An 11598-nucleotide genomic window follows, 5' to 3' on the forward strand; every position below is an offset into this window, starting at 1 on the left:
CATGGCCTATTTCGAACACGAAGGTTGCAACCTGCACTATGAGGAATATGGCCACGGCACGCCGTTGCTGCTGGTCCACGGGCTGGGTTCCAGCACCCTGGACTGGGAACAGCAGATCCCGGCGCTGTCGGCCCGCTACCGGGTGATCGTCCCGGATGTACGCGGCCACGGCCGCTCCGACAAGCCCCGTGAGCGCTACAGCATCGCCGGGTTCAGCGCCGACCTGATCGCCCTCATTGAACACCTGAACCTCGGCCCCACTCATTACGTGGGCCTGTCCATGGGCGGCATGATCGGCTTTCAACTGGCCGTGGATCAGCCGCAATTGCTCAAAAGCCTGTGCATCGTCAACAGCGCGCCCGAGGTCAAACTTCGCAGCCGCGACGATTACTGGCAGTGGTTCAAGCGCTGGAGCCTGATGCGCGTCCTCAGTCTGGGCGCCATCGGCACGGCCCTGGGCGGCAAGCTGTTCCCCAAACCCGAACAGGCTGACCTGCGCCAAAAAATGGCCGAGCGCTGGGCAAAAAACGACAAACATGCTTATCTCGCCAGCTTCGATGCAATCGTTGGCTGGGGGGTTCAGGAACGACTTTCGAGGGTCTCCTGTCCAACCCTCATCGTCAGCGCCGACCGTGACTACACACCGGTCTCGCTGAAAGAAACCTATGTAAAACTGATGCCCGATGCGCGGCTGGTGGTGATCGCCGATTCGCGCCACGCCACCCCGCTGGATCAACCCGAAATGTTCAACCAAACGCTGCTCGAGTTTCTCACCGCAGTCGACACTACCTCACTCAGGATCACTGACCCATGCTGAAAAAAATCGCCCTCGTCGCTGGCTCCGTTCTGTTTGCCGCCAACCTGATGGCCGCAACGCCCGCCAAGGCGCCGCACGTGCTGCTGGAAACCACTAACGGCCAGATCGAGATCGAACTGGACCCGGTCAAGGCGCCGATCAGTACCAAGAACTTCCTTGATTACGTCAACAGCGGCTTCTACAACAACACGATTTTCCACCGTGTGATTCCGGGCTTCATGGTCCAGGGCGGCGGCTTCACTCAACAAATGCAGCAGAAAGAAACCAAGGCACCGATCAAGAACGAGTCCAAAAACGGTCTGCATAACGTCCGTGGCACGCTGTCCATGGCCCGCACCTCTAATCCTGATTCGGCCACTAGCCAGTTCTTCGTGAACGTCAAAGACAATGACTTCCTCGACAGCGGTGATGGCTATGCTGTGTTCGGTAAAGTCGTCAAAGGGATGGACGTGGTAGATGTCATCGTCAACTCCCAGACCACTACCAAAAGCGGCATGAAAGATGTGCCAGCCGACCCTGTGTTCATCAAGTCAGCCAAAGTCATCGACTAAGCTACACAGGAAGTCTTGAGCGGTTGCCGGAGTGCGCCGCTCACACTGTTCAAAGGAGAGCCCGTGCGCGGGCGGAGAACTGATGCTTTATCGCCGTTTCGAGAAACTGATCGACATTTTCCGCGATGCCCCGACGGCCGCTCCGCCGGATCGGGTCCTCCCTTTTTATACCTATTACCTGAAGCAGGTCTGGCCGAGTTTCGCCGTCCTGCTGTTCGTCGGTCTGATCGGTGCGCTGATCGAAGTGGCGCTGTTCAGTTACCTGAGTCGCATCATCGACCTGACCCAAGGCACCCCTAACGTCGATTTCTTCAAGGAACACGGCATCGAGCTGGCCTGGATGGCGGTGGTAGCCCTGGTTTTTCGGCCGATTTTTGTTGGCCTGCATGACCTGCTGGTGCACCAGACCCTGAGCCCCAGCATGACCAGCCTGATCCGCTGGCAGAACCACAGTTATGTGCTCAAACAGAGCCTGAATTTTTTCCAGAACGACTTCGCCGGGCGCATCGCCCAACGCATCATGCAAACCGGCAACTCGCTGCGCGATTCGGCCGTGCAAGCGGTGGACGCGCTGTGGCATGTGCTGATCTACGCGATCAGTTCGCTGGTGCTGTTCGCCGAAGCCGACTGGCGCCTGATGATCCCGCTGCTGACCTGGATCGTCGCCTTCATCAGCGCCCTCTGTTACTTCGTGCCACGGGTCAAGGAACGTTCGGTGGTGTCCTCCGACGCGCGCTCCAAACTCATGGGGCGGATTGTCGATGGCTATACCAACATCACCACCCTGAAGCTGTTCGCCCACACCAACTTCGAGCAGCAATACGCTCGCGAAGCGATCAAGGAACAAACCGAAAAAGCCCAACTGGCCGGCCGGGTGGTCACTAGCATGGACGTGGTCATCACCAGCATGAACGGCTTGCTGATCGTCGGCACCACCGGCCTGGCCCTGTGGCTGTGGACGCAGTCGATGATCACCGTAGGCGCGATTGCCCTGGCCACCGGCCTGGTGATCCGCATCGTCAACATGTCCGGTTGGATCATGTGGGTGGTCACCGGGATTTTCGAAAATATCGGCATGGTTCAGGACGGTTTGCAGACCATTTCTCAACCGGTCAGCGTCACTGATCGAGAGCAGGCCAAACCGCTGGCGGTCACCCGTGGCGAAGTGCGTTTCGAGCACGTGGATTTCCACTACGGCAAGAAGAGCGGGATCATCGGCGACCTCAACCTGACCATCAAGCCCGGTGAGAAAATCGGCCTGATCGGTCCATCTGGCGCAGGCAAGTCAACATTGGTCAATCTGCTGCTGCGCCTCTATGACGTGGAGGGCGGACGCATCCTCATCGACGGCCAGAACATCGCCGAAGTCGGCCAGGAAAGCCTGCGCGAGCGCATCGGCATGATCACCCAGGACACGTCCCTGCTGCATCGCTCGATCCGCGACAATTTGTTGTACGGCAAACCCGACGCCACCGACGCCGAACTCTGGGAGGCGGTGCACAAGGCCCGCGCCGACGAGTTCATCCCATTGTTGTCGGACTCCGAAGGTCGCACTGGTTTTGATGCCCACGTCGGTGAACGCGGGGTGAAACTCTCCGGCGGTCAGCGTCAGCGGATTGCGATTGCTCGCGTGCTGCTCAAGGACGCGCCGATCCTGATCATGGACGAGGCCACCTCGGCGCTCGACTCGGAAGTAGAAGCGGCGATCCAGGAAAGCCTCGAAACCCTGATGCAGGGCAAAACCGTGATTGCCATCGCTCACCGGCTCTCGACCATCGCCCGCATGGACCGGCTGGTGGTGCTGGAAAAAGGCAAGATCGCCGAAACCGGCAGCCACGCCGAACTGCTGGCCCATGGCGGGTTGTATGCGCGGTTGTGGCAGCACCAGACAGGTGGATTTGTCGGCATCGATTGAATCAATCTTGCCCCCATCAGTCTTGCCGGTAAGGCAAGGCCGTCCTCGCTTCCTCGGCATACGCCAGCACACCAACGCGCTCTTGCTGCAGGAAGTCTTTGACGGCGGCTTTCAGGCCGGGATGACGCAAGTAGTGCCATGAATGAGTGATCACGGGTTCGAACCCGCGAATCAACTTGTGCTCGCCCTGGGCACCGGCATCGAAACGCTGGAAGCCATTGGCAATCGCGTAGTCCATGCCCTGGTAGAAACAGGTCTCGAAGTGCAAACGATCGAACTCCGCCAGACAGCCCCAGTAACGACCGTAAAAACTGTCGCCACCCACCAGACTGAAGGCCATGGCCACCGGCCGTGAGCCTTGCTTGGCCAACACCACACGAATCGACTCTGGCATGCTCTCGGCCAGCAAACTGAAAAACTCCCGCGTCAGATACGGCGCTTGCCGACGCACTGCGTAGGTATTGGCGTAGCAGGCATAGACAAAATCCCACTGCGCCTGATCGAGTTGCCTACCTTCAAGCCATTCGAAATCAATGCCCTGCCCCGCCACTTGTTCGCGCTCCTTGCGCATCTGCTTGCGCTTGCGCGAACTGAGGACGTCGAGAAAGTCCTGAAAATCCCGATAGCCACGATTCTGCCAGTGGTACTGACAACCGATTCGCTGCAACCAGCCTGGCTGCTCGGCCAAGGCTGCGTCAGTGAACGGGTCGGTGAAGTTGATGTGGGCACTGGAGAGTTGTTCGATTTCAAGGTAGCCCGGCAGGCTTTTCAACAGTTCGAAACCGTCCTCGAGCGTGGCCGCCAGCAAACGCGGGCCGCTGACCGGACTGAACGGCACAGCCGTCAGCAGCTTGGGGTAGTAATCGATACCGGCACGCTCACAGGCATCGGCCCAGGCGTGATCGAACACGTACTCGCCGTAGGAATGCCATTTGCGATAACTGGGCAGCGCGGCAATCAGGCAATCGCCTTCGATGTGCAATAAATGCTCGGGTTGCCAGCCGGAATGAGGGCCGACGCTGCCGCTGTCTTCCAGCGAGCTGAGAAAGGCGTGGCGCAGAAAGGGCTGATTCTCGGGCACCAGGGCATCCCACGTCTGCGACGCGATTTCGGACAGACTTTCCAGACGTTGCAGCGGCATCAGTTCTTCCCTACTTCTTTGCGTGAAAGCCCGGCGAGTATCGCCCATCGCCAAAAAATCCACACGAGCAATCCGCCGACACGGCTCTGGATAAGGGTGTACGCCATATTTGTATCGTCATCGAGATGCCATCACATTGCCACTGCCCTGTCATAAACCATCGCGATACTGGCGCCTGTTTTTAGAGCGTCGGGTTCTAGCCCGACCACTGTTTTCCGCCCGTCAACGGTCGGTTGTGTCCTGGATGGCTCAGTCATCCTCTCTCATCTTCGGAGATTGATATGCGTCTTGCTTCCACGAAAACTGCGGCGGCCTTGTGTGGTGGGTTGCTGCTGGCCATGAGTGTTCCGGCCAGCGCCGCAGTCGACGCCAAACTGCTCGACATGCTCAAGGCAAACGGCTCGATTTCGCCTGCGCAGTACACCGAACTGCAAGCCGAGCTGGCCAGGGATCAGAAAGACCAGCAAATCGCCCGTCAGGCTCAGCAAGAGACCAACGAGCAGATCGCGGCGACTGCAAAGAAAACCAATGAACTGAGTACCTTCGACCAGAAACTGGCGTGGGCTGCCAAGACCCAGTTCAAGGGCGATGTTCGATTCCGTCAGGAAACAGTCAAGAACGATGGTGTACCGAACACCGGCGACCAGGATCGTCAACGTATTCGTGTCCGCCTGGGTGCCTACACCGAAATCAATCCGCAAGTGGACACCGGCATTCGTATCGCCACTGGCAACAACAACGATGCTCGCTCCACCAACCAGAGCTTGGAAGGCAACTTCTCCAAAAAAGATATCTGGCTGGACCAGGGCTACGTCGACTACCACCCGACTGCCATCAAGAATCTGCACTTGATCGGCGGCAAGATGCCGCAACCATGGGTGAGCATGGGTGACATCATCTGGGATAACGACATCAGCCCGGAAGGTCTGGCCCTGACTTACAAATACCCGCTAGGCAGCACGGCCGAGCTGTTCGGTAGCGCCGGCCACTACACCCTCCAGGACAACGTCGACGGCGAAGGCAAGCAGTTCCGTCACGACCTGCGTCTGTACGCTGGCCAGTTGGGCGCGCGCTTCGCGATCACTGATAACCTGAAAATGACGCTGGGTGGCAGTGTCTACGCTTACGACAACGACGAGGACACCGCCACACTGGCCATCAACGGCAACAGCGCGGGCGAAGAGTTCAAAGTGTACGAAGGCTTTGGTCAGATCGATATTGGCGGCCTGCCAATGCCACTCTCGTTATACGGTCAAGTTGTCAACAACGACAGTGCGAGCAACGATCAGGACATGGGCTGGCTGGCCGGCGTCAAGACCAAGTTCTACGGCTTCGGAGTGGACTACAACTACCGCGACGTACAGCGTAACTCGGTGGTTGGCGCCTTCACCGACTCCGACTTCGCCAACGGTTTCACCGGTTCGCGCGGCAGCAAGCTGAAAGTGAGCTACGAGATCGACAAGAACTTCGCCCTCGGCGCGACGTACTTCATGGCTGACTCCGACTACACCAACGCCACCCTGCGGGATTCGAAGATCAACACCCTGCAACTGGATGCTGAAGCCAAGTTCTGATTCCCCGCTACACGACTCGGGCAAGGAAGCCCGAGCCGCTTTTACAGACTCGCGCTGGTGTATCGGTCCCCATCATCCGTCCGATACGCCAGTGCGAGTCTTTTTGTTTGTGCAAAAAAAAGATCGCAGCCTTCGGCAGCTCCTACATGGGATTACTTAACCCTGTAGGAGCTGCCGCAGGCTGCGATCTTTTAAGGCGAACTCAGCGCTTGCGCAGAATCACGCTACCAATCGAGTAACCCGCGCCAAACGAGCTGAGCACTGCCAGCGAACCGGCGGCCAGATCGTCCTGGTTCTTGTGAAACGCAATCACGGAACCGGCGGAGCTGGTGTTGGCGTAGGTGTCGAGAATCACCGGGGCTTCTTCTTCGGTGGCTTCGCGGCCCAGCAGCTTCTTGACGATCAGGTGGTTCATGCTGAGGTTGGCCTGATGCAGCCAGAAGCGTTTCACGTCGCTGATGTTGAGCGTGTTCTCTTCCAGGTGCGTAGCGATCAGCTCGGCGACCATCGGGCAGACATCGCGGAACACCTTGCGGCCTTCCTGCACGAACAGTTTGTCCTTGGCACCGATGCCCTCTTCCGCCGCGCGGTTGAGGAAGCCGAAGTTGTTGCGGATGTTGTTGGAGAACTTGGTCAGCAGCTTGGTGCTGACGATGTCGAACTGGTACTTGGACGTTGCCAGGTCAGCACGTTCGATGATCACCGCAGTCGCGGCATCGCCGAAGATGAAGTGGCTGTCACGGTCGCGGAAGTTCAGGTGACCGGTGCAGACTTCCGGGTTGACCATCAGGATCGCCCGGGCCTGGCCCAGTTGCACGCTGTTGGCCGCAGCCTGAATGCCGAAGGTCGCCGAGGAGCAGGCGACGTTCATGTCGAAACCGAAACCCTGGATGCCCAAGGCTTCCTGGACTTCGATGGCGATGGCCGGATAGGCCCGTTGCAGGTTGGAGCAGGCGACGATCACGCCGTCGATGTCCGCGGCGGTTTTGCCGGCACGCTGCAAGGCTTGCTCGGCGGCGCCGATGGCCATTTGGCAAAGCACCGACCACTCGTCATTCGAGCGTTCCGGCAGGCGTGGCGCCATGCGTTGCGGGTCGAGGATGCCTTCCTTGTCCATGACAAAGCGGCTTTTGATGCCAGACGCCTTTTCGATAAACGCCGCGCTGGACTCCGTCAACGCTTCGATTTCGCCGCGTGCGATGGCGTCGGCATTGTCGGCGTTGAATTGCGCGACGTAAGCATTGAAAGACTGCACCAGCTCTTCGTTGGAGATGCTGTTGGCCGGGGTGTACAGGCCGGTGCCGCTGATGACGACGTTATGCATGGTCGTTTCTCTAATCTGTTCAGGCAGAAAGTGTTGGCACCGACGTACCAACACACAAAGGATCTGCTCCCGTCAGGGGACGCAAACCTGGCATCGCTTTATTCCGATCCGCCCAGACCTGTGAAGGCTCAAAACCGCGGGGCCGGCGTTTATAGGCGCGAAGTTTGCCATAAACATTGGGTTTTGGCGCCTTTTTGCAGGATGAAACGCGGTAACACGGCTACTTGTAGGAGCTGCCGAAGGCTGCGATCTTTTGATCTTCTGGTGCAGCGATAAAGAAAGATCAAAAGATCGCAGCCTTCGGCAGCTCCTACAGGGGATCGCGGTGGTCATAGAGTATCGGCGTTACGGTTCGACTTGGGTCCATTGCTTGTTCAGGCGCTTGTCGGAGATCGGCACCTTGGTTCCCAATTGTTGGGCGAACAGGGAAACCCGGTATTCCTCCAGCCACCAGCGATAGAGCTCCAGTTGCGGATCGCGTTTGCCTTCCTGGGCATGTTTGTTGGCGCGGGTTTGATATTGCGTCCACAGGCCGGACAACTCGCCACTCCAGACCCGATCCCTCTGCACCTGAGCGCCGATTTTCTCGAAGCGCTGCTCGACCGCTTTCAGATAACGCGGCAACTCCTTGAGCCACTGCATCGGGGTTTCCCGGACGAAGCCCGGATACACCAGATGACTGAGTTGCTGCTTGATGTCGTTCAGGGCCACGGCTTGTGCCAGATCAATCTTGCCCTTGAAGCGTTTTTGCAGGCCGTGCCAGAGCTTGAGGATTTCCAGCGTCAGTTTGGCAAGGCGCTCGGCGTGCTCGGTCCAGCCGCCGCGCTTGCGTTCGGCCAGCGATGCCAACCCGGCGCCATCCCGTGGCAACGGGTCTTCGCCGTCGAGAATGCAACTGTCGAGGCTGGCCAGCAGAATGTCCTCCACCAAAGCATCGATGCGCCCCAGTTCGCGGTACATCAAGCCCAATTCGGTCAGCCCCGGCAACTTGCTGCGCAGGAACTTCGCCGGTTCGGCCAGTTGCTGCATCAGCAAACGCTGCAAGGCGCGGCGATGTTGAAACTCGGCTTCGGCCGGCGTCGAGAAACGTCCTTCCTTGACCGTGCCACTCTCTTCCACCAACGCCGGATACACCGTCATCGATAGCCCGGCGATCTTCTGCTGGGTTTTCTCGGCGACGGCGGCAAACACTTTCGGCTCCACCGGTTGCTGGTTTTTCGCGGTTTGCGGCACGGCTAACGCGGCCTGACTGGCTTCGGCAAAGCGTGCGGTCAGTTCCGCCAGATCACGCCCTTCGCCCAGGAACTTGCCTTGGCCGTCGACGATCTCCAGGTTCATCCGCAAATGACTGTCGACCTGCTGCGATGCTTCGGCCCAGGCTTCATCGCTGACCCGCGCACCGGTCATACGCAACAGTTCACGGCCCAGCGCTTGAGGCAACGAGCCCTCGGCGAAAGTCATGCGCTGCAATGCGGCTTTGACGAAGTCCGGCACCGGTACGAAATTCTTGCGCAGGGCTTTAGGCAGGTTGCGCACCAGCGCGATGCACTTGGCCTCGATCACGCCCGGCACCAGCCATTCCAGGCGCTCCGGCGGCAGCATCGGCAACAACGGCGCCGGCACACGCAGGGTCACGCCGTCACGCGGGTGGTTCGGTTCGAAGTGGTAACTGAGCGCCAATTCCAGATCACCGATGTGCAGGGTGTCCGGGTAATGCAAAGCGGTGACTTCACTCGCCTCGCGGGCCAGCACGTCTTCTTCGCGCATGATCAGCAGCTGCGGGTCTTTCTGGCTGTTGACCCGATACCAGCTGTCGAAGGTCGCGGTCTGGTGGATCTCCGCCGGCAGTCGCGCATCGTAGAAGGCGAACAGGGTTTCTTCGTCGGCCAGAATGTCGCGACGGCGAGCCTTGGCTTCCAGTTCGTCGAGCTGTTCCAGCAGTTGCGCATTGGCCGTCAGGCACTTGGCCTTGGACTGAATCTCGCCGCGTACCAGACCTTCACGAATGAAGAACTCACGAGACACCACCGGGTCGATCGGCCCGTAATGCACCGGCCGGCGACCGACCACGATCAGCCCGAACAAAGTGATCTGTTCGAACGCCACGACTTGACCGCGCTTCTTCTCCCAATGGGGTTCGAAGTGGTTTTTCTTGATCAGGTGCCCGGCCAAGGGTTCGATCCAGTCGGCATCGATCTTGGCGACCATGCGCGCGTAGAGCTTGGTGGTTTCCACCAGTTCGGCGGCCATCAGCCATTGCGGACGCTTTTTACCGAGGCCCGATGACGGGTGAATCCAGAAGCGCCGCTGACGGGCGCCGAGGTAGTCGCCGTCTTCGGTTTTCTGACCAATCTGGCTGAGCAGCCCCGAGAGCACGGCTTTGTGCAGTTTCGGATAATCCGCCGGCTCTTTATTGAGGCTCAACTGCATGTCGCGGCAGATCAGGCTCAACTGCCGATGGGAGTCGCGCCATTCGCGCAGACGCAGGTAATTCAGGAAGTTCTTGCGGCACCAATTGCGCAGCGGGCTGGCGGTCAGCGCCTGGCGCTGTTCTTCGAAACCACGCCACAGATTGACCAGCCCGGCGAAGTCCGAGTCCACGTCTTTCCACTGCGCGTGCGCCTGATCCGCCGCTTGCTGACGTTCCGGCGGACGCTCGCGCGGGTCCTGAATCGACATGGCGCTGGCGACGATCAGCACTTCCTGCAAGCTGCCAAGTTTCGCCGCTTCCAGCAGCATGCGGCCCATGCGCGGGTCCACCGGCAGCCGCGCCAACTGACGACCGAGCGGGGTCAGCTGGCTGTTGCGGTCCACCGCCGAGAGTTCTTGCAGCAGGTTGAAACCGTCGCTGATCGCCTTGCCATCCGGCGGCTCGATAAACGGGAAATCGGTGATCTCGCCGAGGCGCAGATGCAGCATCTGCAAAATTACCGCGGCGAGGTTGGTGCGCAGGATTTCCGGGTCGGTAAATTCCGGGCGACCGATGAAATCTTCTTCGCCGTAGAGGCGTATGCAAATGCCCGGCTCAACCCGTCCGCAGCGACCTTTACGCTGGTTGGCGCTGGCCTGGGAAATGGCTTCGATGGGCAGGCGCTGGACCTTGGCGCGGTAGCTGTAACGGCTGATGCGCGCGGTGCCGCTGTCGATCACGTAACGAATGCCTGGCACGGTCAGCGAGGTTTCCGCAACGTTGGTCGCCAACACCACGCGGCGTCCTGGGTGCGACTGGAAAATCCGCTGCTGTTCGGCCGGCGACAGTCGTGCGTAGAGCGGCAGAATCTCGGTGTGCTTGAGCTGGGCCTTGCGCAGCATGTCCGCCGCGTCGCGAATTTCGCGCTCGCCGGGCAGGAACACCAGCACATCGCCGGGGCTCTTGCGCTCGCTGCGTTCGAACGCGGCGATTTCGTCGAGGGTGGCGAGGATCGCCTGATCCACGGTCAAGTCGTCCTCGACGCGGTTGCCCTCTTCGTCTTGCTCCAGGGTCAGCGGGCGATACCAGGTTTCCACGGGGAAGGTGCGGCCGGAGACTTCGACAATCGGCGCGTCATCGAAGTGTTTGGAGAAGCGCTCCAGGTCGATAGTCGCCGAAGTGATGATGACTTTCAGGTCCGGGCGACGCGGCAGCAGGGTTTTCAGGTAACCGAGCAGAAAGTCGATGTTGAGGCTGCGTTCGTGGGCTTCGTCGACGATGATCGTGTCGTAGCGTTCGAGGTAGCGGTCGTTCTGGGTTTCCGCCAGCAGGATGCCGTCGGTCATCAGTTTGATCAGGGTGTTGGAATCGCTCTGATCCTCGAACCGCACCTGATAGCCGACCAGTGCGCCCAACGGCGTCGCCAGTTCTTCGGCGACCCGGCTCGCCACGCTGCGGGCGGCGATTCGACGGGGCTGGGTGTGGCCGATCAGGCCATGCTGGCCGCGACCGATTTCCAGGCAGATCTTCGGCAACTGGGTGGTTTTACCCGAACCGGTTTCACCGGCAATGATCAGCACCTGATGCTTGAGCAGCGCTGCTTTGATTTCGTCGCGCTTGGCGGCGATCGGCAGGCTGTCGTCGTAACGAATCACCGGCAGACTGGCTCGCCGCGCCAGCACCTGATCACAGGACGCCTGCATGCGCGTCATCCACTGGGCCAGCTTGGCCTCGTCAGGTTTCTTGCGCAGCTCAAGCAACTGCCGCCGCAGCCGGTGGCGGTCGGCGAGCATGGCGTGATCGAGGTTTTTCAGCAGTTTGTCGATGGAGGGCGATTCGTCAGTCATCAGGTACGCAATAAGTCGT

General features: G+C 59.6%; 6 protein-coding genes and 1 pseudogene. 4 read left to right on the forward strand and 3 right to left on the reverse strand.

What is annotated here, in order from left to right; genetic code table 11:
* Position 1 precedes the first annotated feature (1 nt).
* The 3 genes and pseudogenes from WLY71_RS06700 to WLY71_RS06710 all read left to right on the forward strand — a co-directional run bounded on the left by WLY71_RS06700 (position 2) and on the right by WLY71_RS06710 (position 3283).
* A pseudogene (locus WLY71_RS06700) lies at positions 2 to 807 on the forward strand (alpha/beta fold hydrolase).
* 3 nt (positions 808 to 810) lie between these two features.
* The gene (locus WLY71_RS06705) at positions 811 to 1368 is read left to right on the forward strand and encodes a peptidylprolyl isomerase (protein WP_347802946.1); all 558 of its coding nucleotides are present in this window, start codon (positions 811 to 813) and stop codon (positions 1366 to 1368) included.
* Positions 1369 to 1450: 82 nt separating this feature from the next.
* Complete coding sequence (locus WLY71_RS06710) at positions 1451 to 3283, forward strand: ABC transporter ATP-binding protein (protein WP_347802947.1); 1833 nt, start codon at positions 1451 to 1453, stop codon at positions 3281 to 3283.
* A gap of 16 nt (positions 3284 to 3299) precedes the next feature.
* Here the strand turns inward: WLY71_RS06710 and WLY71_RS06715 are convergent, their stop codons facing one another.
* A complete protein-coding gene (locus WLY71_RS06715) occupies positions 3300 to 4424 on the reverse strand; it encodes a GNAT family N-acetyltransferase (protein ID WP_347802948.1) in 1125 nt (374 codons plus the stop codon).
* 281 nt (positions 4425 to 4705) lie between these two features.
* Between WLY71_RS06715 and WLY71_RS06720 the strand changes: the two genes are divergently transcribed.
* On the forward strand, positions 4706 to 5998 hold the full coding sequence (locus WLY71_RS06720) for a putative porin (RefSeq protein WP_347802949.1): 1293 nt from the start codon (positions 4706 to 4708) through the stop codon (positions 5996 to 5998).
* Positions 5999 to 6200: 202 nt separating this feature from the next.
* On the opposite strand, the gene WLY71_RS06725 is transcribed toward WLY71_RS06720, so the two are convergent.
* Both WLY71_RS06725 and hrpA read right to left on the reverse strand, forming a co-directional pair.
* On the reverse strand, positions 6201 to 7322 hold the full coding sequence (locus WLY71_RS06725) for a beta-ketoacyl-ACP synthase III (RefSeq protein ID WP_347802950.1): 1122 nt from the start codon (positions 7320 to 7322) through the stop codon (positions 6201 to 6203).
* A 345-nt stretch (positions 7323 to 7667) separates the two neighbouring features.
* Positions 7668 to 11579 (reverse strand): ATP-dependent RNA helicase HrpA, encoded by a 3912-nt coding sequence (gene hrpA, locus WLY71_RS06730; RefSeq protein WP_347802951.1) that lies wholly within the window; start codon positions 11577 to 11579, stop codon positions 7668 to 7670.
* Positions 11580 to 11598 lie beyond the last annotated feature (19 nt).

Source organism: Pseudomonas rossensis (genome assembly GCF_039888995.1).
GTDB lineage: Bacteria > Pseudomonadota > Gammaproteobacteria > Pseudomonadales > Pseudomonadaceae > Aquipseudomonas > Aquipseudomonas rossensis.

Coding starts and splice junctions, on each gene's coding strand:
- WLY71_RS06705 (WP_347802946.1), top strand. CDS start 811: ATGCTGAAAAAAATCGCCCTCGTCGCTGGCTCCGTTCTGTTTGCCGCC.
- WLY71_RS06725 (WP_347802950.1), bottom strand. CDS start 7,322: ATGCATAACGTCGTCATCAGCGGCACCGGCCTGTACACCCCGGCCAAC.
- WLY71_RS06710 (WP_347802947.1), top strand. CDS start 1,451: ATGCTTTATCGCCGTTTCGAGAAACTGATCGACATTTTCCGCGATGCC.
- WLY71_RS06715 (WP_347802948.1), bottom strand. CDS start 4,424: ATGCCGCTGCAACGTCTGGAAAGTCTGTCCGAAATCGCGTCGCAGACG.
- hrpA (WP_347802951.1), bottom strand. CDS start 11,579: ATGACTGACGAATCGCCCTCCATCGACAAACTGCTGAAAAACCTCGAT.
- WLY71_RS06720 (WP_347802949.1), top strand. CDS start 4,706: ATGCGTCTTGCTTCCACGAAAACTGCGGCGGCCTTGTGTGGTGGGTTG.